20 protein-coding genes are annotated in these 21,683 nt (G+C 60.4%); 12 read left to right on the top strand and 8 right to left on the bottom strand.

Going from position 1 to position 21,683, the window contains the following annotated elements; translation table 11 throughout:
• The first annotated feature begins 3 nt into the window (after window positions 1-3).
• Entirely contained in the window at window positions 4-1,545 is a 1,542-nt protein-coding gene (locus ACK9YZ_RS16100; protein ID WP_216755633.1) for a DHA2 family efflux MFS transporter permease subunit, read from the top strand.
• Between the two features lie 16 nt (window positions 1,546-1,561).
• Here ACK9YZ_RS16100 and ACK9YZ_RS16095 read toward each other — a convergent pair whose 3' ends face one another.
• Window positions 1,562-2,176 carry a DNA-3-methyladenine glycosylase gene (locus tag ACK9YZ_RS16095; protein WP_416064480.1) on the bottom strand — a complete coding sequence of 205 codons (615 nt, stop codon included), beginning with the start codon at window positions 2,174-2,176 and terminating at the stop codon, window positions 1,562-1,564.
• Between the two features lie 83 nt (window positions 2,177-2,259).
• Between ACK9YZ_RS16095 and ACK9YZ_RS16090 the strand changes: the two genes are divergently transcribed.
• Entirely contained in the window at window positions 2,260-2,580 is a 321-nt protein-coding gene (locus ACK9YZ_RS16090) for a hypothetical protein (protein ID WP_253958244.1), read from the top strand.
• Here ACK9YZ_RS16090 and ACK9YZ_RS16085 read toward each other — a convergent pair.
• A complete protein-coding gene (locus ACK9YZ_RS16085) occupies window positions 2,577-2,891 on the bottom strand; it encodes a hypothetical protein (protein WP_216755631.1) in 315 nt (104 codons plus the stop codon). The genes ACK9YZ_RS16090 and ACK9YZ_RS16085 overlap by 4 nt on opposite strands.
• A gap of 19 nt (window positions 2,892-2,910) precedes the next feature.
• On the bottom strand, window positions 2,911-3,825 hold the full coding sequence (locus tag ACK9YZ_RS16080) for a LysR family transcriptional regulator (RefSeq protein ID WP_416064479.1): 915 nt from the start codon (window positions 3,823-3,825) through the stop codon (window positions 2,911-2,913).
• A 122-nt stretch (window positions 3,826-3,947) separates the two neighbouring features.
• On the opposite strand from ACK9YZ_RS16080, the gene ACK9YZ_RS16075 reads away from it, so the two are divergent.
• Together ACK9YZ_RS16075 and ACK9YZ_RS16070 are read left to right on the top strand one after the other, a co-directional pair.
• Window positions 3,948-4,694 carry an SDR family oxidoreductase gene (locus ACK9YZ_RS16075; protein ID WP_416064478.1) on the top strand — a complete coding sequence of 249 codons (747 nt, stop codon included), beginning with the start codon at window positions 3,948-3,950 and terminating at the stop codon, window positions 4,692-4,694.
• Window positions 4,695-4,779: 85 nt separating this feature from the next.
• Complete coding sequence (locus ACK9YZ_RS16070; RefSeq protein ID WP_216755628.1) at window positions 4,780-5,682, top strand: SDR family oxidoreductase; 903 nt, start codon at window positions 4,780-4,782, stop codon at window positions 5,680-5,682.
• A 240-nt stretch (window positions 5,683-5,922) separates the two neighbouring features.
• On the opposite strand, the gene ACK9YZ_RS16065 is transcribed toward ACK9YZ_RS16070, so the two are convergent.
• A complete protein-coding gene (locus tag ACK9YZ_RS16065; RefSeq protein WP_216755627.1) occupies window positions 5,923-6,834 on the bottom strand; it encodes a LysR family transcriptional regulator in 912 nt (303 codons plus the stop codon).
• A 156-nt stretch (window positions 6,835-6,990) separates the two neighbouring features.
• Here ACK9YZ_RS16065 and ACK9YZ_RS16060 point away from each other — a divergent pair, with 156 nt between their 5' ends.
• From ACK9YZ_RS16060 to ACK9YZ_RS16035, 6 genes are all read left to right on the top strand, one after another.
• Window positions 6,991-7,803: an alpha/beta hydrolase gene (locus ACK9YZ_RS16060; RefSeq protein WP_216755626.1), complete on the top strand. Its 813-nt coding sequence runs from the start codon at window positions 6,991-6,993 to the stop codon at window positions 7,801-7,803.
• Between the two features lie 48 nt (window positions 7,804-7,851).
• Window positions 7,852-9,042 (top strand): efflux RND transporter periplasmic adaptor subunit, encoded by a 1,191-nt coding sequence (locus ACK9YZ_RS16055; protein ID WP_416064477.1) that lies wholly within the window; start codon window positions 7,852-7,854, stop codon window positions 9,040-9,042.
• Window positions 9,043-9,160: 118 nt separating this feature from the next.
• Window positions 9,161-12,358: an efflux RND transporter permease subunit gene (locus ACK9YZ_RS16050; protein ID WP_216755624.1), complete on the top strand. Its 3,198-nt coding sequence runs from the start codon at window positions 9,161-9,163 to the stop codon at window positions 12,356-12,358.
• Between the two features lie 152 nt (window positions 12,359-12,510).
• A complete protein-coding gene (locus tag ACK9YZ_RS16045) occupies window positions 12,511-13,422 on the top strand; it encodes an NAD(P)-dependent oxidoreductase (protein WP_416064476.1) in 912 nt (303 codons plus the stop codon).
• Window positions 13,419-15,203 carry an IlvD/Edd family dehydratase gene (locus tag ACK9YZ_RS16040; RefSeq protein ID WP_416064475.1) on the top strand — a complete coding sequence of 595 codons (1,785 nt, stop codon included), beginning with the start codon at window positions 13,419-13,421 and terminating at the stop codon, window positions 15,201-15,203. The genes ACK9YZ_RS16045 and ACK9YZ_RS16040 overlap by 4 nt, the downstream gene beginning before the upstream one ends.
• 130 nt (window positions 15,204-15,333) lie before the next feature.
• Window positions 15,334-17,145, top strand: a complete 1,812-nt coding sequence (locus ACK9YZ_RS16035) for a putative bifunctional diguanylate cyclase/phosphodiesterase (RefSeq protein ID WP_416064474.1) — start codon at window positions 15,334-15,336, stop codon at window positions 17,143-17,145.
• 135 nt (window positions 17,146-17,280) lie between these two features.
• Here ACK9YZ_RS16035 and ACK9YZ_RS16030 read toward each other — a convergent pair whose 3' ends face one another.
• From ACK9YZ_RS16030 to ACK9YZ_RS16020, 3 genes are all read right to left on the bottom strand, one after another.
• Entirely contained in the window at window positions 17,281-17,481 is a 201-nt protein-coding gene (locus ACK9YZ_RS16030; RefSeq protein ID WP_113299799.1) for a KTSC domain-containing protein, read from the bottom strand.
• Window positions 17,482-17,838: 357 nt separating this feature from the next.
• Window positions 17,839-18,678, bottom strand: coding sequence for a DUF6030 family protein (locus ACK9YZ_RS16025; RefSeq protein WP_216755620.1), 840 nt, complete (start codon window positions 18,676-18,678; stop codon window positions 17,839-17,841).
• A gap of 128 nt (window positions 18,679-18,806) precedes the next feature.
• Window positions 18,807-19,016 (bottom strand): KTSC domain-containing protein, encoded by a 210-nt coding sequence (locus tag ACK9YZ_RS16020; protein ID WP_183732335.1) that lies wholly within the window; start codon window positions 19,014-19,016, stop codon window positions 18,807-18,809.
• A gap of 265 nt (window positions 19,017-19,281) precedes the next feature.
• Here ACK9YZ_RS16020 and ACK9YZ_RS16015 point away from each other — a divergent pair, with 265 nt between their 5' ends.
• Together ACK9YZ_RS16015 and ACK9YZ_RS16010 are read left to right on the top strand one after the other, a co-directional pair.
• Window positions 19,282-19,620 (top strand): hypothetical protein, encoded by a 339-nt coding sequence (locus tag ACK9YZ_RS16015; protein WP_416064473.1) that lies wholly within the window; start codon window positions 19,282-19,284, stop codon window positions 19,618-19,620.
• 269 nt (window positions 19,621-19,889) lie between these two features.
• Window positions 19,890-20,738: a GNAT family N-acetyltransferase gene (locus ACK9YZ_RS16010; RefSeq protein ID WP_416064472.1), complete on the top strand. Its 849-nt coding sequence runs from the start codon at window positions 19,890-19,892 to the stop codon at window positions 20,736-20,738.
• On the opposite strand, the gene ACK9YZ_RS16005 is transcribed toward ACK9YZ_RS16010, so the two are convergent.
• Window positions 20,735-21,652, bottom strand: a complete 918-nt coding sequence (locus ACK9YZ_RS16005; RefSeq protein WP_416064471.1) for a DMT family transporter — start codon at window positions 21,650-21,652, stop codon at window positions 20,735-20,737. The two genes, ACK9YZ_RS16010 and ACK9YZ_RS16005, sit on opposite strands and share 4 nt — an antisense overlap.
• Window positions 21,653-21,683 lie beyond the last annotated feature (31 nt).

The following is a 21,683-nucleotide window of genomic DNA, read 5'->3' as shown; positions in this document are numbered from 1 at the left end:
GCCATGAGCACTGCTCCTGCATCACCGGCAACCCCGGTTGCCAATCGCGGCGCGATCACGGCCTGCGTTATTCTCGCCGTCATCATGCAGGCGCTCGATACGACGATCGCCAACGTGGCGCTGCCCTACATCCAGGGCAGCGTTTCGGCTTCCGCCGACCAGATCAACTGGGTTTTGACCTCCTACATCGTCGCTGCCGCGATCATGACGCCGCCGTCGGGCTTTCTTGCCGCCAAGTTTGGCCGCAAGCGCGTACTGCTGACGGCGATCGTCGGCTTCGTCGTCGCCTCCGTGCTCTGCGGTCTGGCGCAATCGCTGCCGCAGATCGTCGCCTTCCGCCTGCTGCAGGGCCTGTTCGGCGCCTCGCTGGTTCCGCTTTCCCAGGGCATCCTTCTCGACATCTATTCCGTCGAGGAGCGCGGCTCGGCCATGGCCCTATTCGGCGTCTCGGTCATGGTCGGGCCGGTTCTGGGTCCTGTCATCGGCGGCTGGCTGACCGACAATATCAGCTGGCGCTGGGTCTTTTACATCAACATTCCGATCGGTGCGCTCGCCTTTGCCGGCATCGTCATATTCGTCTCGGAGACGAAAAGGGATGTGCTCGCCAAGCTCGACTGGTTCGGCTTCGGGATGATGAGCCTGTTTATTGCTTCGCTGCAGCTTTTCCTCGACCGCGGCGAGCAGCTCGACTGGTTTTCCTCCGGCGAGATCATGATCGAAGCGATCGTCTGCGCCGCGGCCTTCTATCTGCTCCTGGTGCATACGCTGACGGCGGAGAAATCCTTCGTCAATCCGCGGCTGTTCCTCGACCAGAATTTCACCGTCAGCATGGTCTTCATCTTCGTGATCGGCATCACCTATCTCGCCTCGCTGGCGCTGATGACGCCGTATCTGCAGACGCTGATGGGCTATCCGGTCATCACCGCGGGTATTGTCATGGGACCGCGCGGCCTCGGCACCATGCTCTGCATGTTCATCGTCGGCCGGTTGATCGGCAAGGTGGATACGCGCTGGCTGCTGCTGCTCGGTCTCGGCCTGACGGCCTGGGCAATGTACGACATGACCGGCTGGACGCCTGACGTGTCGCAGTGGACGATCATCTCGGTCGGCTTCATCCAGGGTGCCGGCCTCGGTTTCCTCTTCGTGCCGCTGACGACAATTGCCTTTGCGACGCTGCCAGCCCAGATGCGCGGCGACGGAACGGGCCTCTATAATCTGTCGCGTAATATCGGCTCCTCGGTCGGCATCTCGATCGTTTCGGCGCTGATCGTCGAGAATACGCAGAGCAATCACGAGTCGATCGCGGCCTATGTGACGCCGTTCAACCACGCCTTTAATGCGACGGCGGCACAGGGCCTGAGTCCTTTGACGGCGATCGGCCGTGCGGCGCTCAACGACGTCATCACGCTGCAGTCGACCATCATCGCCTATATAGATGACTTCAAACTGCTGATGCTGATGTCGCTTGCCGTCATGCCGCTGGTGCTGCTGCTTCGCAAGCCGAAGGCTGCGCCGGCCGTGGACCACAGCGCCGTTATGGAGTGACAGTGAAGTTCCGCCATTAGCGGAACGGCTTGCTCAGATATCGCGATCCCTGAATGCCGAAGCGCCACGGTGCTTCGGCATTTTTCGTGATGCCTATGCGCTTGCCCGAGACGATTGGTACGGGCGCAGACGGTGAGATCGCGTAAGGCGGCTTGTCGAGCGTCCGGTCGTTGATGGCTATATCGATGTCGAGTGCCTGGCAGAGCTTGCCGGGGCCGCTGCAGAGTTGCGCCAGCACATCGGTGCCCCGCCGCTCCATCATGATCGGCAGGCCGATTTCCGGCTCCAGGGCACGGATCAGCACCGCCGAGCCCGGTGAGCAGACGAAGTTCAGGCACCAGTACATGCCGTAGATGCGGTAAATATAGACATTGCCTGGACGGCCATACATAGCGCCGTTGCGCTTGGTCGGGCCGCGGAAACTGTGGGAGGCCGGGTCGTCGGGGTAATAGGCTTCCGTCTCGGTGATCCGCCCGCCTGCATCGTTGACCGTGAGGTGGCAGCCGAGCAGGTCGCGGGCGACCTCGATCGCATCACGTTCAAAGAAATGGCGCAGGCTTTCCCCGGCAAGCGGGCCGGCGCCGATCGCGCCATTGATCATGTCGGTTGTCATGAAGAGTGCCGATAACATCCTCTTTGCTCATCCACCACCCGGAACAATGATTTGCCGGCTGGCGTTTGGAACGCAAGCCAACAATTACAAGGAAATGGATCATGGATGATCTCAAGCTCTATCGGCTGGTGCCTGTCGCCGCTCCTGATGATCCCAACTGGGATCTTGCGCCTTCCCATGGCGTGGTGGTCGTTGCAGCTCTGACGCCTGGCGATGCACGTATCGTCGCTGCAGAAGCCGAGCTCGATTTTCTGGAAATCGACGGTTCGCCGGCGGAAGACAAGTCGACAAAGAATGCGAGCGCGTTCCGCAACGAAAAACTCTATACCGTCATCGAAGAAGCGGCGCACACTGAGATCACCGAGCGTGGCATCGTGCGCGGTGAGGTCCGCGTCGATAACATCGTCTCGACACAGGTTTAGTGTCCGGCGTTGGGATCGCGCATTGGAATGGAGGTGACGGTCACGGAGACCGGATCGCTTGCCGGGAAGGAATCCTCCAACCCTTCGTTCAATTCCTCCTCCAGCACTGCAGCATCCTTGCTGCGGGCGCTATCACCGTGAACGGGTTCGAATGCGGAGGTCAGCAGCGCTCTGGCCTTGGCGATTGCATTGTCATGGGTGAGATCGGACGCTTCGCGCAGGGTGACCGCGATCCGGTCTTCGCCTTCACCGCCGAACTCGACGACGAAGCCTTCACCGGTCTGGTAGACGATGATATCGCTGAGTGCCATGTCCGTTCCTCCGAAAACGCTAATATGAGTGAACCGTGTTTTCGGCGGTTTGTCGAGCAAAGACCTTAACGAGCCAATCGATGAAGACGCGCACGCGCGGCGAAAGCTGGCGGTTTCGTGGATAAAGCAGCGATACCGGCGTCCGCGTGAGCGGAAAATCGGCGAGCACTTCGACGAGAGTGCCGGCGGCAAGATCGTGCTCGGCGTGATAACGCGGGACCTGGATCATGCCGAGGCCTATTCGGGCGGCGGAAATGTAGCTCTCGGCGGCGTTGACGGTCACGGTTGCGGGAATGGTGATGTTGCGGACGTTGCCATCGATGATGAATTCCAGCGGCAGCGGGCCGGCGCTGCCGGTCGCGCGGAAGCCGACCATGCGATGCGTATCCAGCCTGTCGGGATGCTCGGGCAGACCGAAAGCGGCGATATAGGACGGCGAGGCGAGGGTGATCTCGTCCAGCATGGCGACCCGCCGGGCGACCATGTCGCTATCCTGCGGTATGCCAACGCGCAGCACACAATCGATGCCTTCGCGCACCAGGTCCACCAACCGGTCACCTTCACTCATATAGAACTCGATATCGGGATAGGTCTCCAGAAAGGATGGCAGGCTCGGCAGCACGAAATGCCGGGCCAGCGTGCCATGGACGTCCACCCGCAGCAGCCCTTTCGGCTTGGCGCCGGCAAAAGCGCCTTCAGCATCTTCGATATCGGCGAGGATCGACAGGCAGCGCTGATAATAGGCCTCACCGTCGAGCGTCGGGCTGACATGGCGCGTCGTGCGCTGGAGCAGGCGCACGCCAAGGCGCGCCTCCAACTGCTTGACCGCATCCGTCACCGTCGAGCGCGGCAGGCCGGTATCTTCGGCGGTAAGCGTGAAGCTGCGGCGCTCCACGACGCGGGAAAAGACCCGCATGGCATCGAACCTGTCCATTTTGTTTGTTCGTATTCTCCGGATAGTGATGCCGAATAATGGCTCATTATCCGTCAAGTGAAAAGGGACATCTTCTTCTCATCGAAAGGGCGCTGCGGGCGCCGAACCAAAGGAGAAGAAAAATGTCTGCCAATCAAAACAAGGTCGCTCTCGTTACCGGCGCTTCCCGTGGCATCGGCGCTTCGATCGCCGAACGTCTCGCAAAGGATGGCTTCACCGTCGTTATCAACTATGCCGGCAATGCAGCGCTCGCTGAAGAACTGGCCCAGAAGATCGAAAAGGCCGGGGGCAAGGCGCTGACGGCACAGGCCGATGTTGCCGATGCCGATGCCGAGGCCGTGCGCCGTATGTTCGACGCTGCAGAAGCAGCCTTCGGCGGTGTCGACGTCCTCGTCAACAATGCCGGCATCATGCTGCTTTCCCGCCTTGCCGATGTCGACGACGCGACCTTCGACCGTCAGATCAGCGTCAACCTCAAGGGTACGTTCAATACGCTGCGTGAGGCTGCCAAGCGTCTGCATGACGGTGGCCGGGTCATCAACGTCTCGAGCTCGATCGTCGGCCTGAAGCCGGAAACCTACAGCGTCTATGCCGCCACGAAGGCCGCCGTCGAGACGATGAGCGCTATCATGTCGAAGGAAATGCGTGGCCGCCAGATCACCGTCAATACGGTCGCTCCCGGCCCGACAGGCACCGACCTCTTTCTCAACGGCAAGTCCGACGAGCTGATCGACCGCCTTGCCAAGGCAAACCCGCTCGAACGCCTCGGCACGCCGGAGGATATAGCAGGCGTCGTTGCCTTCCTCGCCGGTCCTGACGGCGCATGGATCAACGGTCAGGTGCTGCGCGCTAATGGCGGCATGGTCTGACGCAGGTTTCGTGGCGGCGTGACGCGCCGCCAAGGTTTTCCCTCGCATTTTTTCAACCAACCCCACGCACAGAAGGAACAGGATCATGAACAAGCAAGTCATCGTCATCACCGGCGCTTCCAGCGGTTTCGGCGCCCTTGCCGCTCGCGCGCTCGCCAAGGCCGGCCATACCGTTTATGCCTCGATGCGCGAAACCGAAGGCCGCAACGGGCCGCAGGTCGAGGCCGTCGAAGCCTTCTCCAGAGAAAACGGCGTCAATCTGAAGGCTGTCGAACTGGATGTCGCTTCCGATGCTTCCGTCGAAGCCGGTGTCGCGAAGGTGATCGCCGCCGAAGGCCAAATCGACACGATCATCCACAATGCCGGCCATATGTCTTTCGGCCCGGCCGAAGCCTTCACGCCGCAGCAATATGCTGAGCTTTTCGATATCAACGTGCTTTCGACCCAGCGCGTGAACCGCGCAGTGCTTCCGCATCTGCGCAAGCAGGGGCAGGGGCTGGTCGTCTGGGTCTCCTCTTCGAGCGCACGCGGCGGCACGCCTCCCTATCTTGCTCCCTATTTCGCCGCCAAGGCCGCCATGGACTCGCTTGCCGTCTCCTATGCCAGTGAACTGACACGCTGGGGCATCGAAACGACGATCATCGTTCCCGGTGCCTTCACCAAGGGCACGAACCACTTCGCCCATTCCGGTTCGCCTGCCGATACGGCCCGCGCTGCTGAATATAACGAAGGTCCCTATAGGGGTCTGTCGGAACTGGCGTTGAAGGGTCTTGCCTCGCTCGAACCTGCCGATGCGGATGCTGCTTCCGTTGCGACTGCCATTGTCGATGTGGTGAATATGCCTTTCGGCAAGCGGCCGTTTCGCACACATATCGACCCGTCGGAAGACGGTGCGGAAATCGTCAACGGCGTTGCCGATCGTGTCCGGGCCGAACTCTTCCGCCGCATTGGCATCGAGGATCTGCTGAAACCTGCTATCAGGAGATAACCGCCTGTCGCAAAGTTGTGAACAGTCTGCTGAGTACAGCCCCTTACTATCCGGCTAAGCGCGCCTATATCAGGATAGACGGACGCGGGTGGCACACTGCCGCCAGCGTCCTGACCTCCACTCCAGGGCCTGCCGCGCCTTCCTGCGGTGCGACAGGCCTTCAGTTCAAGACATCAGATCAAGGCCCGTGACGGTTATCCCTCCCGTCACGGGCCGCTTTCTTTTTGTGAGTCGGCGTTTTCAGCGGGCGTTGAGATTTGCATCCGCCAGCAGTTTCACCAGCCAGTCGACAAAAACACGAACCTTGTTGCTGAGGTGCCGGTTAGGCGGATAGACAACGTAGAGCGGCAGTGACTCACGCGTCCATTCCTTCAGGGTCTGAACCAGCTCACCTTTTGCCAGTGGTTCACGTGCCATGAAGATCGGAATCTGGGCGAGGCCGAGGCCGGCAAGAGCCGCGGTCATGTAGGTGCGGCTGTCATTGACGGAAACAATGTAGCGCGGATTGACCTCGACAACCTCATTGTCCTTGCGAAATTCGAAAGGCACCGTGCGATTGTTCTGGGCGCGGAAATAATTGACGGAATAATGTTCCGTTTCAAGTTCTTCCGGCCGCTGCGGCAAGCCGAATTTCTCGACATAAAGAGGCGCAACGCAGGTGATCATTTCGATCTCGGAAACGCGTCTGGCGATGAGCGACTGGTCGGCCGGCGTGCCGGCACGCAGCGCACAGTCGACGTTTTCGGCGAGATAATCGACAGTGCGGTCGCTGACTCCGAGGTCGATGCGGATATCGGGGTAACGCTGGTAGAAATCGCAAAGCGCCGGCACGATGATGGAGTCGGCAAAGGCGCCGGCCATCTCGACTCGCAACCGTCCCGTCGGCAGGCTCTGAGAGTTTGAAAGACTGCCGTCCAGCTCCTCAAGTTCGGAAATGATCTGCGCGGCGCGTTCGTAGTAAAGGGCACCGTCCGTCGTCACCATGACGCGGCGGGTGGTGCGGTTGAGGAGCTTGGTGCGCAGGTGCGCTTCCAGCCCCTGAATGAGATTGGTCACCGTCGCCTTGGGCATGGCGAGCATGTCGGCGGCGCGGGTGAAATTGCCCGTCTCCACCACGCGGATGAAGACGCGCATTGCCGAGAGCTGATCCATCGGTTCAAGTCCGCAGTTTGCGTTGCAACATTGTTCGGAATTTGGAATAGTGTTATCGCGATATCGCTTCTTATTCCCCGAATTGAATAACAATATCTTTTTGGTTCAAAATGCAAGAGGCGGGCGTTGTCCGTCATATGCAAAGAGATAGAGACGATGGTGCCCGAGATCAAAGACATGGTGCTGGAAAAGGTGGCCGCTGGCCCCGTTTCTGCGCGCGTCTATATGGGCGCTGATTTCGGCAAGGGTCCGCCGATCGTGCTTTATCTTCATGGCGGGGCATTCCTCGATAGCGATCCGAATGCCGACCGCCCAATCGCCAGCAGCCTCGCAAAGGCGGGTGCGATCGTCGTATCTGCCGATTACAGCACGCTGTCGGGCAACGTTTTTCCGAAGGCGCTCGAAGTTTCCTTCTCGATCCTTTCCTATCTTGCCCTCAAGAAAGCCGGTCTTGGTGACCGCAAGTCGCTGCTTTTCGTCGCCGGTGAAGAGGCGGGTGGCAATGTCGCCGCCGGCGTCGCGCTAAAGGCGCGTGATCAGATTCCGGATGCGCTTGACGGCCAGATCCTGATTTCTCCTCTTCTCGATCCTTTCATGGGTACGTCTTCGATTCGCAAGGCGGACAGGATCGGTATGCGCCAGCGCTGGACGGAAGGCTGGAGCCATTATCTGAGCGGCGGCGGCTGCCATCCCTATGCTGCGCCGTGCCTCTGTTCGCGTATTGCCGGTGTTGCGCCGGCCCTGATTTTTACGGCGGAGGATGATCCGCTGCATGACGAAACAATCGGTTACGCCGCTCGCCTGAAGAAGGCAGGCGTTGGGGTGCGCCAGCATGTTCTCCCCGCCGGGACAGGTTGGCCATCCATTTACGGCGGAAAATCTGAGGGGATTTCCACGTGGCAGGGCAACGTCAGCCGCCACTTCGGAGATTTCCTTCAGGACGTGAGCGTTCAGCCACAATTACATTGAAGACGAACTGATTTTTTACGGCCATTCGGGGCCGCAAGGAGAGTACCAATGACGTCCAGAAGTAAGCGCTGGGCCCTGGTGGGCGCCGGTCTGGGTGTTGCTGCGTCCGTTTCGGCCGCTGCCATCTTTTTCGAACTGCCGATGAGCGCAACCGCCACGGCCGCCTCCGAACCTGCGCAGCCTCCGGCCGTGCCGGTGACAGTTGCTGTCGTCGCCAGCCGCGACGTGACGAACTGGGAGAACTTCTCCGGTCGTCTGGAAGCTATCGACCGTGTGCAGATCCGTCCCCGCGTCGGGGGCGCCATCCAATCGGTCCATTTCCGTGAAGGTGCCTTGGTCAAGCAGGGTGACCTGCTGTTCGCCATCGATCCGGCTCCCTATCAGGCGGCCGTCTCTCAGGCGCAGGGCCAGGTCGCTTCGGCCGAAGCCAAGGTCAGCCTGGCGCAGACCGAACTCGACCGTGGCCGCCGTCTCTCGGACAACCGCACAATCTCACAGAGCGATCTCGACCAGCGCCAGAGCACGCTGGCCGAAGCCCAGGCAAGCCTGCGTTCGGCGCAGGCCGCCCTCCAGTCCGCGCAGCTTGATCTCGACTACACGCAGGTGCGCGCTCCGGTTTCCGGCCGCATCGGCAAGATCGAGGTCACGGTCGGCAACATTGTCGCTGCCGGTTCGGCTTCGCCTGAGCTGACGACGCTCGTCTCCGTCGATCCGATCTATGCAAGCTTCAACGCGAGCGAAGAGATGGTCACGAAGGCTCTTTCGGAGCTTCCGGCAACTGACGCCGCATTGCCGGCGGTTGAACAGATCCCGGTCGAAATCGGCACGCTTGCCGATGAGGGAACGCCGATCAAGGGCAAGCTTCAGCTCGTCGACAACGAAGTCGATGCTGCCAGCGGCACCATTGCCGTGCGGGCAGTCTTCGACAATCCCGGCGGCAGGCTGATCCCCGGCCAGTTCGTGCGGGTGCGCATGGGCCAGCCGAAGGCCGAGAACAAGATCGTTATCAGTGACCGCGCCGTCGGCACCGACCAGGACAAGAAGTTTGTCTTCGTCGTCGACGGTGAAAACAAGGTCAATTACCGGCAGATCCAGCTCGGCTCGCTGTTCGATGGCCAACGCGTGATCGAAGGCGGCCTCGAGGTCGGCGACAAGATCGTCGTCAATGGGTTGCAGCGCATCCGTCCGGGCACAGTCGTCGCACCGCAGATGGAAGAGAAGGTCGCGACCGCTCAATAAGATGCAGTCCCCTCCCTCAGGGAGGGGGCATTGGCCGAAATAACATGACCCGCCGGCGAGCCTTCAGGCCGCCGGGGAGGGATTTTGCATCCATGTTCACCCCGGAGAGGGCTTTAAAATGAACATATCCAGATTCTTTGTCGACCGCCCGGTGTTTGCCGGTGTTCTTTCGGTCCTCATCGTGGTCGCCGGTCTGATCGGCCTCAGGGCGTTGCCGATCTCGGAATATCCCGAGGTCGTGCCGCCGTCGGTCGTCGTGCGCGCCACCTATCCCGGCGCGAACCCGACCGTCATTGCCGAAACGGTGGCCACACCGCTCGAAGAGCAGATCAACGGTGTCGAGGGCATGCTCTATATGTCCAGCCAGGCGACATCGGACGGCGTTTTGAACGTCACGGTCACCTTCAAGCTCGGCACCGACCCGGACAAGGCGCAACAGCTCGTTCAGAACCGCGTGTCGCAGGCCGAACCCCGCCTGCCGGCCGAAGTTCGTGCGCTCGGCATTACCACGGTCAAGAGCTCGCCGGACTTCATCATGGTCGTCAACCTCGTTTCCGATGGGAACAGCCATGACATCACCTATCTGCGCAATTATGCGACGCTGAACATCAAGGACCGGCTCGCCCGCATCGCCGGCGTCGGCCAGGTGCAGGTCTTCGGCGCCGGCGACTATTCGATGCGCGTGTGGATCGATCCGCAGAAGGCTGCCGAGCATAATCTTGCCGCCAGCGACATCAGTAACGCGATCAGCTCACAGAACGTCCAGGCTGCTGCCGGTATCATCGGCGCCTCTCCCAGCCAGCCGGGGGTCGATCTCCAGCTCAACGTGAATGCCCAGGGCCGACTGCGCACGCCCGAGGAATTCGGCAACATCATCGTCAAGACGGGCGCCAATGGCGAAATCACCCGCCTGCGCGACGTTGCCCGGATCGAACTCGGTGCCGCCGACTACACGCTGCGTTCGCTCCTCGACGGCAAGCCGGCTGTCGCTGTCGCCGTTCTCCAGGCCCCGGGTTCGAACGCCATCGAGATCGCCGACAATGTCCGTGCGACCATGGACGAGTTGCAGTTGGCCATGCCGACAGGCGTGAAGTACGAGATCGTCTACGATACGACGAAGTTCGTCCGCGCCTCGATCGAGAAGGTCATCGATACGCTGCTCGAAGCCATCGCGCTCGTCGTTCTCGTCGTCATCCTCTTCCTGCAGACATGGCGTGCCTCGATCATCCCGCTGATCGCCGTTCCGGTATCGATCATCGGTACGTTCGCGGTCATGTATATGTTTGGCTTCTCGATCAATGCGCTCAGCCTTTTCGGCTTGGTGCTGGCGATCGGTATCGTCGTGGACGACGCGATCGTCGTCGTTGAAAACGTCGAACGCAACATCGAGGCCGGTCTCAGTCCGCGCCAGGCGACCTACAAGGCCATGAAGGAAGTCTCCGGCCCGATCATCGCGATCGCGCTGGTACTCGTCGCGGTCTTCGTGCCGCTCGCCTTCATCTCCGGCCTGTCGGGTCAGTTCTATCGCCAGTTCGCGCTGACGATCGCGATCTCGACCGTCATTTCTGCCTTCAACTCGCTGACGCTGTCTCCGGCGCTCGCTGCCCTTCTTCTGAAGGGGCATCATGCGCCGAAGGACTGGCTGACGCGGTTCATGGATGCGATCTTCGGCTGGTTCTTCCGCGGCTTCAACCGCGCTTTCGGCGCCGGTTCGAACGCCTATGGCAAGGGCGTTGGTGGTCTCGTGTCGCGCAAGAGCATCGTCATGGTGATCTACCTTGCGCTGGTCGGAGCGACCTACGGCATCTTCAATACGGTGCCGGGCGGTTTCGTGCCGTCGCAGGACAAGCAGTATCTGATCGGCTTTGCCCAGTTGCCGGATGCCGCAAGCCTCGACCGCACGGAAGACGTCATCAAGCGCATGACCGACATCGCTCTGGCGCAGCCGGGCGTTGCCAACGCGATCGCCTTCCCGGGCCTGTCGATCAACGGCTTCACCAACTCGTCGAATGCCGGCATCGTCTTCGTGACGCTGAAGGATTTCGAGGAACGCAAGACGCCCGATCTTTCGGGCGGGGCGATTGCCATGGCCCTGAACCAGAAGTTCGGTGCCATTCAGGATGCCTTCATCGCCATGTTCCCGCCGCCGCCGGTCAACGGTCTCGGCACGACGGGCGGTTTCAAACTGCAGATCGAGGATCGAGCAGGCTTGGGCAACCAGGCGCTCGACGAAGCAACCAAGGCCGTGCTTGCCAAGGCCTACCAGACGCCCGAACTTGCCGGCCTGTTCTCCAGCTTCCAGATCAACGTGCCGCAGCTCTACGCCGATCTCGACCGTGCCAAGGCCGAACAGCTTGGGGTCTCCGTCACCGACGTCTTCCAGACGCTGCAGATCTATCTCGGTTCGCTCTACGTGAACGACTTCAACGCTTTCGGCCGCACCTACAGCGTTCGTGTACAGGCCGATGCCAAGTTCCGTGCTCAGCCGGAAGATATCGGCCAGCTGAAGGTTCGCTCGGCATCGGGCCAGATGATTCCGCTCGCAGCTCTCCTGAAGGTGGATGCAAGTACGGGTCCGGAGCGTGCGAACCGTTATAACGGCTTCCTCGCTGCCGATATCAACGGTGGTCCGGCTCCGGGCTTCTCGTCCGGCCAGGCACAGGCTGCGATCGAAAAGATCCTGAATGAGACGCTGCCTGCCGGCATCGACTTCGAGTGGACCGACCTGACCTACCAGCAGATCCTTGCCGGCAACTCCAGCGTCGTCGTCTTCCCGCTCGCCCTGCTGCTCGTCTTCCTGGTGCTCGCTGCCCAGTATGAGAGCCTGACGCTGCCACTGGCGATCATCATGATCGTACCGATGGGTGTTCTTGCCGCCTTGACCGGCGTCTGGCTCACCGGCGGAGACAACAACATCTTCACGCAGATCGGCCTCGTCGTCCTTGTCGGTCTATCGGCCAAGAACGCGATCCTGATTGTGGAATTTGCCCGCGAACTGGAGTTCGAAGGCAGGACGCCGCGGGAAGCCGCAATCGAGGCAAGCCGTCTGCGCCTGCGCCCGATCCTCATGACCTCCATGGCCTTCATCATGGGCGTCGTGCCGCTCGTCACCTCGACTGGTGCCGGTTCGGAAATGCGTGCGGCCATGGGTGTCGCGGTGTTCTCGGGTATGATCGGCGTGACCTTCTTTGGCATCTTCATGACGCCGGTGTTCTATGTGCTCCTGCGCCGGATGACGGGCAACCGTCCGCTCATCCAGCACAACGACAATCATCCGCAGGACGAAGACGACCATATGAAGGTCGCTGCGGAGTAACCTCTCCTTTGTCGGGTAAATCGGGCGGGGACCTTGGTCCTCGCCCGTTTCGTTTGTGAGCGCTGCGACAAAAATGCGTTACGTCCGTCAAAACGGTTGCATGCTGAGGTGAGGAGATTATCAAGGGCAGGCAACAGTTCGGGGAGGGCTGGGTGACACACGCATCTGATGACAGCGGAAAGCGCAAGATCGCTTTCCTCGGCACCGGGCTCATGGGGGCGCCGATGGTGCGGCGACTGCTTGGCGCAGGCTTTTCCGTCACTGTCTGGAACCGCGATCGCGCCAAGGCGGAGGCTCTTTCCAGCGATGGCGCCAATGTCGCTTCCACGCCCGCCGAAGCCGCCTCTGCAGCCGATATCGTCATCTCCATGCTGACCAACGCCCAGGCCGTAGGACAGGTGCTGTTCGACATGGGCACTGCCGAAGCCATGAGACCAGGCGCTGTGGTCATCGACATGAGTTCCATCGCGCCGCCTTTCGCGCGCGCGCATGCGGAGAAGCTTGCCACACGGGGTATCCGCCATATCGACGCGCCGGTTTCCGGCGGCGTGGTCGGGGCCTCGTCCGGGACGCTTGCCATTATGGCGGGCGGGGATGCTTCCGTCATTACCGAATTGGCCGATGTCTTCGCGCCGATGGGGCGCGTCACCCATGTCGGGCCCGATGGGTCAGGGCAGCTTGCCAAGCTCGCCAACCAGCAGATCGTTGCAGTGACGATCGGTGCTGTCGCGGAGGCGATGATGCTGATCGAGGCCGGCGGTGGTTCGCCGGCGGCGTTCCGGGATGCCGTGCGCGGCGGCTTTGCCGACAGCCGCATTCTGGAAATCCACGGCAAACGCATGATCGACCGGCAGTTCGCGCCGGGCGGTTCTTCAGCCAATCAGTTGAAGGATCTCGACGCGGTCATGGCGACGGCGAAGGCCTTGTCCCTCACGCTGCCGCTGACGGAAGCGGTGCATGCCGAATTCACCGAATTTGTTGCCAAAGGCAACGGCGAGACGGATCACAGTGCCCTGTTGCTCCATCTCGAAGACAGGAATGCCCGACCGGGAGGAAAGAGATGACCGATAGCAAGACCGCCAAGCGCCGCCTGCGTTCGCAGGACTGGTTCGATAATCCCGATCATATCGATATGACGGCACTCTATCTGGAGCGCTTCATGAATTACGGTGTGACGCCCGAGGAATTGCGGTCCGGCAAGCCGATCATCGGCATTGCCCAGAGCGGCAGCGATCTGACGCCCTGCAACCGTGTCCACATCGAATTGGCCAAGCGCGTGCGTGACGGTATCCGCGATGCAGGCGGCATCCCGATTGAATTTCCGACCCATCCGATCTTCGAGAACTGCAAGCGCCCGACGGCAGCACTCGACCGCAACCTCGCCTATCTCGGCCTCGTTGAAATCCTCTACGGCTATCCGCTCGACGGTGTCGTCCTGACGACGGGCTGCGACAAGACAACGCCTTCGGCAATTATGGCGGCGTCGACGGTCGATATTCCCGCCATCGTTCTCTCGGGCGGGCCGATGCTCGATGGCTGGCACGAGGGCAAGCTTGCCGGCTCCGGAATGGCGATCTGGCAGTCACGCCGGAAGCTTGCGGCCGGCGAGATCGACGAAGAGGAATTTCTGCAGACGGCGCTCGATTCGGCACCCTCCGTCGGTCATTGCAACACGATGGGCACGGCTTCGACAATGAACGCGCTGGCCGAGGCGCTCGGCTTGTCACTGACGGGCTGTGGCAACATCCCCGCCGCCTATCGCGAACGCGGCCAGATGGCCTATCGCACCGGCCGTCGCGCCGTCGAGATCGTGTTCGAAGACCTGAAGCCGTCGGATATCCTGACGCGTGACGCCTTCCTCAATGCCATCAAGACCAATTCTGCAATCGGTGGCTCGACCAACGCCCAGCCGCATCTTGCTGCCATGGCGAAACATGCGGGCGTCGAGCTCTACCCTGAGGACTGGCAGGTGCACGGCTTTGACATTCCGCTGCTGGCGAATGTGCAGCCGGCAGGGGCCTATCTTGGCGAGAAGTTCCATCGTGCCGGCGGCACGCCCGCGGTCATGTGGGAGCTGCTGCAGGCGGATAAGCTGAACGGGAACTGTCGCACGGTCACCGGCAAGACCATGGCCGAGAATCTGAGAGGGCGTGAGGCGCGCGACCGCGATGTCATCAAGCCCTACAACGAGCCTTTGAAGGAGCGGGCCGGCTTCCTTGTGCTCAAGGGCAATCTCTTCGATTTCGCCATAATGAAAATGAGCGTCGTCTCCGAGGATTTCCGCAAGCGTTATCTGCAGGAACCGGGCCGCGAAGGCGTGTTCGAAGGCAGGGCCGTCGTTTTCGATGGCTCCGAGGATTACCACAAGCGCATCAACGATCCGGAGCTTGGTATCGACGAGAACACGATCCTCGTCATCCGCGGTGCCGGTCCGCTCGGCTGGCCGGGGTCTGCCGAAGTGGTCAACATGCAGCCGCCTGATCATATCCTGAAGCGTGGCATCAACAGCCTGCCGACGATCGGTGATGGGCGCCAGTCCGGCACGTCGGACAGCCCCTCGATCCTCAATGCTTCGCCCGAAAGTGCAGCCGGCGGTGGACTTGCCTGGCTCCGGACGGGCGACATCGTCCGCATCGATTTCAACCATGGACGTTGCGATATGCTGATCAGCGAGGCCGAAATCGAACGACGCAAAGGCGACGGAATTCCGCCAGTGCCGGCCGATGCGACGCCGTGGCAGCGCATCTACCGCAACTCGGTGACACAGCTCTCGGACGGTGCTGTCATCGAGGGGGCGGCTGACTTCCGGCAGATTGCCAAGAATTCACCGCGCCACAATCACTGATTGAGGGGATTTCCGGCTAAAAACAACATTGATCGAAAAGGAGGCAGTCGTACGAACAGTTCACCTAGTAACTAGTTCGGTACTTCTGAAAAGCCTTCATTAATGGGGGCTTGCGACTATACTATGAGTTTTGCAGGCTTCGAAGGCTGAAACCGAATTGCCCGAGGACAAACCAACGCGATCCGAGCGAGAGTTCCAGAATCTTCTCCGGAGGCTGGAGCTTGCGCTGGACGCTTCGCAGATCGGTGTGTGGGAGCACAGCATCAACCGGGATGTTATTCTCTGGGATGCGCAGATGCATCGCCTATACAGTACCGGCCAGGCGGAGCCGACAGTGCCGACCTGGGTCTGGTCGAATGCCCTGCATCCTGAGGACCGGGAACGGGCCGAGCAGGATTTCGAGCGAGCGGTCGCCGCCCGCGGCGCCTATGACTCGCAGTTTCGCATCATTCTGCCGAGCGGAGAGATAAGGCATTTAAGGTCGCGTGCACATTTCTACGTCGATGAGGAAGGCACTCCGTCCTTCATCGGCGCGGAATGGGACGTGACATCTGACGTGCTGCTCAACGTCGAACTCGGCAAGCAGAAGATGGTGGCCGAGACCCGGGCGCAGGCGCTTGAGGAAAGCAATGCGCGGATCGAGCATGTGGCCGACCACGACTACTTGACGGGAATGCCGAACCGGCGTCTGCTCGATAAGCGGCTTGCGGAACTGCCAACGGACAAGGGCGTGTCCACGCTTGCCGTTCTGCATCTCGATCTTGACCAGTTCAAACAGATCAATGACAGCCATGGTCACGCCGCCGGCGATGCCGTGTTGCGCGCGGCATCGCTCAGAATCGCCGCAGCCATTCCCGCAAATGGCATGGCTGCGCGTGTCGGCGGCGACGAATTCGTCATCGTGCTGACCAACTTCGTCGGCCTCGACGAACTGAAGGCTATCGTCGAGGATATGCAGCGGCGATTGCGGAAGAAAATCCGTTTCGGGCAGGAGATGCTGCAATCCGGCGCGTCTATCGGCGTATCCTGGAGCAGCGACAGGCAGGCGCGCAATCTGCTCGCTGAATCCGATCTGGCGCTCTATCAGGCGAAAAAACTCGGCCGCAACCGTATCGAATTTTTCAGCTGGCAGCTTCAAGAAGACCTGCGCGGCAGGCGCCGCCTCGCCGAGGAGTTCGCTCAAGCCCTGGAGCAGGGTCAGGTCGTTCCCTACTATCAGGTTCAGCTCGATGCGCGCACTCGCGAGATCACCGGACTGGAAGCGCTGGTACGCTGGAACCATCCGGAAAAGGGCGTGCTTGCGCCGGGCGTCTTCCTCCGCATTGCCGACGAATATGGGCTCTCCGCAGAGATCGATGCCATGGTCCTCCAGCGCGCGCTCGAAGATCGCGCCGCTTGGCAGGCCGTGGGCTGCAGTGTGCCGCGCATCGCCGTGAATATCTCGCCTGCGCGTCTTGCCGATCCAGCTCTGCTGGACAAGCTGCGCCGGCTCGCCATTCCGCCGGGCGCCATCGTCTTCGAGTTGGTGGAAACGATTTTCCTCGACGATTGCGATGAGAAATTCCTCGCCAATATCGACCTCATCAAGCAGATGGGCATCGATATCGAGATCGATGACTTCGGTTCCGGTCACGCCTCGCTCATCGGCCTCGTACGACTGAAACCGAAGCGACTTAAAATCGACCGCCAACTTGTCACCGATGTCGTGGAATCGGCTGAGCAGAGGCGTGTGGTCGGATCGATCGTCGAAATCGCCAAGGCTCTCGGTGTGGAAGTGATCGCCGAAGGGGTGGAGACCGAAGCTCATGCCCTCACGCTGTCATGGCTGGGCTGCGACAGCCTGCAGGGCTTTGCGCTCGGCTATCCCTCAAGCGCCGCCGATATGGGACACCTTCTTGCACCAACCGGCCACAACGACAAATCGCGCAGTGTGGCCGGCTGAAGTTTCTCAGACCGTATAAATGTAATCGATGAATGGAAGAGAACCAATCTCGGTTGCGAATGGTCCAATTGTTGAATGCGTCGAAGTAAACCTCGATGCACCGAGACGGCACGCCTTGGGTGCGTGCCGTACTTTTCAGGTCGTGCGGAAGCGGCCCCGGATCTGGCTCATGTAGAAGTCGCCAGGAGAAGCAGCTGCGGCGAGTCCGACGACGATGCCTTCAGGGACATCTTCGTAATGACGGCGTTGGCCGTTGGTCAGATAGAGCGTGAGGTGTCGGGTCTCGCGCTTGTAATCGATCGCTTCAATGAGTTTGGACTGCAGTCTAGTTTCCATGCGGTACTCCCCGAAGTGTTTAGCGCGAGAGAAGTGGCTGCTGGATCCGACGAGCGGTTCAAGACAGCGTCAAAGCTAATCCCTGGCCGATTCAAGTCAAGGATCGAAAGAGCTTGGCCGCACCTATTTTGAGTTAAATGCGCCTGAAGTTTGACGCGCTAAATTGAGCCGGGAGCATTATGACAATCAAGCGCAACCTGCAGCGGAACAATGCTCTCTCAGCGAGCGTTCAAGGCGTTTCGTCCGGCTTTGAAATGGGGATGTCCTTGCGGGTGATTCTGCCGGCGGGACGGTCAGGACCTTGCCGGGCTGCTCAATGACATGCCTGAGGTGCAGTTCGTTGCCAGCGCGAAATGATCAGGCGCGTCGCCAGAAGATGAGCTCCGGCACCTGCCAGGAGGGATTGGGCGCGGGCAACCAGGTCTTAGGGGAAAAATAATCCTTCGTGCGGCGCTGTTGGGCGGAGGTCTCCTGAAGCAGGAGCGTGAAGTTGAAGGCGCCCGGCCGCGAATATTCCTGAGTGAAGTTGATGAGGGCACCGAAGCCTTCCTCCTTCACATCCCTGAGATTGCGGATTGCCGCCAGCGCATCATGGAAATCCAGCCACGCCGGCTGCGTCAGCATGGTTTCGAAGACGCGCAATATGCTCGGATCGAGCTGTCCGTTGCCGTCGGTCGCGGGACCAACGAGCTTCACGCGCATGCTCGTAATCGTGCCTCTGCCATTGCCGCGCACGACGAGGAAGAGCGAGCTGACGACGTGGTCCTTCTCCTTCTTATAGATATGCTCGTAAGAGCATTCGAACGTATCGGAATTGAAGGCCGTTTCCGTCCATTCGCTTGTTTCGATGCCGGCAGAACGCAGCGCCTCGCACATGGCCGGGCCGGAAATCCGCCAGGTTCGCAGGAAAACGCTCGCGAGAGCCGGCTGCGGCTGCTCGAACATGCGCGGCGGGATCTTGACACTGACGGGTTCGGTGCGGCGGAAGACCTTGGGCGGCGGGGGAGGCGGGGGTGCCGCGGGCGGGAAAAGCTCTATGCCGAAGTGGTGAGCCAGCGACTTCAGGTGCCGCATGTCATTCGACAGCAGCACCGTTGCGCCAACTATTGAAACGGACAGAACAATCAACAGCCACATGACGGCGCGGCCCTTTCGCGGCTGCGGCGCCAGTTTCATGTTCTGATCGGACGATGGCATCGTCAGTTCGCGAGACCTCGGACAACGGAAGTCATCATTTATAAGGCTCGCACCGATGTGGCAATCGATCTCGACCGGAGCGTGGCATATTCGATTTAAAGCCACGCCGGGAAAAATATCGAAGCGCGTTAAGCCGCGATGCGACGGTACTGTTTTCTGATCCGGTCGATGTAATACTGACCCGGCGAGGGTGCCGTCACCATCGTATTGACGTCGTCGGCCGGTACGCCTTCGAACAAGCGCTCTTCACCGTTGCGGAAGCAGATGCGCAGGCGCCCATCCTCCTGGCTGAAATAGACGTTCTGGATAATCCTGGATTTGACTGGAACTTCGTGCATCGTTTTTGCCCCTGTTTCGTTTTGAGGCACCTTAGAAGTAAGGATGCGAAGATACCGTCAAGGCGTATGGTAAAGATTGTTTTCTGCTTGAAGAGCGGCAGTCTAAAAAATCGCGTTTCAATAAAATTGTACGGATCGGCTTAAAAACCCTGCAAATACCGGCATGTAGAGTGACCCTCATGAAAGTGACCGGGCATGGACAGATGCGACCGGCGCTGCGGCCAGGCAGACATCGCCCGGCCGACTGGAAAACGGGGAACTCAAGATGAGCAGACTTCTTCTTGCCGCGACGCTCGCAATCACTGTATCGACCGCAAGCCAGCCGGCTTTTGCTTTTGGCCCGGGTGGTTTCGGCCGCGACCTCATGTACACCTCGGCCATTGGTCATATGCCGGAGGAGCCGTTGACCACGAGCGCCGGCTTCGTTCGCCCGAACGTTCCTTTCGCTCTGCACGCGCCGGCTCAGGCCGAGAGCGAGGGATATGAGCTGAAAGCCTATTCGCGGCAGCTGACCATCGTCGTCGGCTTCGTTTTCGACAGCGTTCTGACCCAGGCTACCCAGACCATCGGTGCTGCCGAAGCGCTGGGTCCGTTTCTGCACTGAAGCTTAAATACTTGATGCTGCCGTTTTTCGATTTGCGCCCGCCGGAAGCATCTTGCGGGCGCAGTAATTTTCTTGAGATTGCAATTACATTGTTTCATGGTAAGGCGGGGTCGAAGTTCTTTTGCATTTGTATTGAAAAACGACGACACGCATCATTCAAGCCGTGAACGCGAGTTCATCATGACCGGTCTGGGCATATTGACAATCGACTTGACGATTGCTGGGTGGATCGCGGAATGGACTTGCGGGTCTTAATCTGGGAAGGTTGCATGAATTCGGAATTTGCCGTTCGTTCCATGCGGCCCGGTGAACTGGAGCTTGCGCTGGAATGGGCACGTCAGGAGGGCTGGAATCCAGGCCTCGACGATGCGATCGCATTCCATGAAGCCGATCCTTCCGGATTTTTTGTTGGTGCCATCGGCGAGGTGCCGGTCGGATCCATTTCGGTCGTCAAATATGGCGATACATTCGCCTTCCTTGGTCTTTACATCGTGCATCCCGATTTCCGTGGCCGGGGTTTCGGCAAGGCGATCTGGAACGCCGGCATCGCTTCGGCAGGAGACCGTACGATCGGTCTCGATGGTGTTGCCGCCCAGCAGGAAGCCTATCGCAAAGCCGGTTTCGACGCCGCCTACACGACAATCCGCTATGGCGGTGTGCCGACATCTGTGCCGCAGGCGTCGCTCGTCGCGCAGCCGGTTCCTGATGCGCGACTCGAAGGCCTTGTGCGATACGACAGCGGTATTTTTCCGCAGCCTCGTGCCGCTTTCCTTGCCGCCTGGTGCACGGGCCGCAAGGGGCGCAGTTCGCTCGTCGTGCGCAAGAGCGGCAAGATCCGCGGTTACGGCACGATCCGCCGCTGTTATGAAGGCTATAAGATCGGTCCGCTTTTCGCGAGTGATGCGGACAGTGCCGCCGCCCTTCTGGCCGGCCTCATCCCCCAGGCGCACGGCGCGTCGATCTTTATCGATATCCCTGCTGCCAATGCCGAGGCGATCTCGCTGGCGGAAAGCGTGGGGCTCGAGCCGGTCATGGAAACCGCACGCATGTATCGCGGTCCGGCGCCGGAAATCCCGCTGAAGAACGTCTATGGCGTGACGACACTGGAGCTTGGTTAGTCGACAGGCGAAGCGGGCACCGTGGCTGCGGAAGCCTTCGGACGTCCCTTTTCGGCGATGGCGATGCCGCCGAGTGTCAGCGCCAGCGCAATCATGTGGAAAAGCTGCAGCGTTTCGTCGAGCAGGGCGACCGAAAGCAGCGTGCCGAAAACCGGGACGAGGTTGATGAACAGGCCGGCGCGATTGGCGCCGATTTTCTCGACGCCTCTGATATAAAGTATCTGCGCCAGCAGGGAAGCGAAGATCGCCGTGTAGAAGGCAATCGCCCAGCCTTCTGCGTCAGGCCATTGGGCCGCGCTGCGGGAGGCTTCCCACAAGAGCAAGGGCAGGGCGGTCAGGGCCGCGCCGAGAGCTGGGATTGCCATCAGCGTGCGCCAGTCGACGATAGGCTTCCAGCGCAGGAAGATCGTATAGACGGCATAGGCGGCGACGGCGATCAGCATCAGCGCATCGCCGCGGTTGAGGCTGAGCTGCAGCAGGGTGACGAGATCGCCATGGGCAGCCGTCAATGCGACGCCGACAAGCGTCATGCCGAAGCCGACGACCTGGGCCAGCGAAACGCCGGTGCGGAAAAAGACGAAATTCAGCAGGAAGATCAGCATGGGAATGCCGGCCTGTTCGATGGCGACATTGATCGCCGTCGTGTACTGCACGGCCGAATAGAGCATGGCGTTGAAGGTCGTGTAGCCGATCACGCCATAGAAGAAGAGGAGGGGCAGGTTTTTGCGCACCACCGGCCAGTCCTTCTGCAACTGCGGCAGCGAGACGGCGGCGATCAGCACGACGGCCAGGAACCAGCGCAGAAAAGTCAGCATCATCGGGCTGACATGGCCGAGTGCCAGCTTGCCTGCAACGGCATTGCCGCCCCAGCAAAGAGTTGCAATGACGAGGCAGATATAGGCTGTGGCTTGCAAAGGGTGATCTTCCCGTCTTTGTCGTCTTTGG

The sequence above is a fragment of the Rhizobium sp. ZK1 genome (assembly GCF_047782645.1).
Lineage (GTDB): Bacteria > Pseudomonadota > Alphaproteobacteria > Rhizobiales > Rhizobiaceae > Rhizobium.
Note: the sequence above shows the minus strand (reverse complement) of the source record. Positions and strands in the feature narration are given on the sequence as shown.

What these genes read in the sequence shown, in the direction of transcription:
- ACK9YZ_RS16100 (WP_216755633.1), top strand. Translation starts at nt 4, where the DNA reads ATGAGCACTGCTCCTGCATCACCGGCAACCCCGGTTGCCAATCGCGGC.
- ACK9YZ_RS16095 (WP_416064480.1), bottom strand. Translation starts at nt 2,176, where the DNA reads ATGTTATCGGCACTCTTCATGACAACCGACATGATCAATGGCGCGATC.
- ACK9YZ_RS16090 (WP_253958244.1), top strand. Translation starts at nt 2,260, where the DNA reads ATGGATGATCTCAAGCTCTATCGGCTGGTGCCTGTCGCCGCTCCTGAT.
- ACK9YZ_RS16085 (WP_216755631.1), bottom strand. Translation starts at nt 2,891, where the DNA reads ATGGCACTCAGCGATATCATCGTCTACCAGACCGGTGAAGGCTTCGTC.
- ACK9YZ_RS16080 (WP_416064479.1), bottom strand. Translation starts at nt 3,825, where the DNA reads ATGGACAGGTTCGATGCCATGCGGGTCTTTTCCCGCGTCGTGGAGCGC.
- ACK9YZ_RS16075 (WP_416064478.1), top strand. Translation starts at nt 3,948, where the DNA reads ATGTCTGCCAATCAAAACAAGGTCGCTCTCGTTACCGGCGCTTCCCGT.
- ACK9YZ_RS16070 (WP_216755628.1), top strand. Translation starts at nt 4,780, where the DNA reads ATGAACAAGCAAGTCATCGTCATCACCGGCGCTTCCAGCGGTTTCGGC.
- ACK9YZ_RS16065 (WP_216755627.1), bottom strand. Translation starts at nt 6,834, where the DNA reads ATGGATCAGCTCTCGGCAATGCGCGTCTTCATCCGCGTGGTGGAGACG.
- ACK9YZ_RS16060 (WP_216755626.1), top strand. Translation starts at nt 6,991, where the DNA reads ATGGTGCCCGAGATCAAAGACATGGTGCTGGAAAAGGTGGCCGCTGGC.
- ACK9YZ_RS16055 (WP_416064477.1), top strand. Translation starts at nt 7,852, where the DNA reads ATGACGTCCAGAAGTAAGCGCTGGGCCCTGGTGGGCGCCGGTCTGGGT.
- ACK9YZ_RS16050 (WP_216755624.1), top strand. Translation starts at nt 9,161, where the DNA reads ATGAACATATCCAGATTCTTTGTCGACCGCCCGGTGTTTGCCGGTGTT.
- ACK9YZ_RS16040 (WP_416064475.1), top strand. Translation starts at nt 13,419, where the DNA reads ATGACCGATAGCAAGACCGCCAAGCGCCGCCTGCGTTCGCAGGACTGG.
- ACK9YZ_RS16030 (WP_113299799.1), bottom strand. Translation starts at nt 17,481, where the DNA reads ATGGAAACTAGACTGCAGTCCAAACTCATTGAAGCGATCGATTACAAG.
- ACK9YZ_RS16025 (WP_216755620.1), bottom strand. Translation starts at nt 18,678, where the DNA reads ATGCCATCGTCCGATCAGAACATGAAACTGGCGCCGCAGCCGCGAAAG.
- ACK9YZ_RS16020 (WP_183732335.1), bottom strand. Translation starts at nt 19,016, where the DNA reads ATGCACGAAGTTCCAGTCAAATCCAGGATTATCCAGAACGTCTATTTC.
- ACK9YZ_RS16015 (WP_416064473.1), top strand. Translation starts at nt 19,282, where the DNA reads ATGAGCAGACTTCTTCTTGCCGCGACGCTCGCAATCACTGTATCGACC.
- ACK9YZ_RS16010 (WP_416064472.1), top strand. Translation starts at nt 19,890, where the DNA reads ATGAATTCGGAATTTGCCGTTCGTTCCATGCGGCCCGGTGAACTGGAG.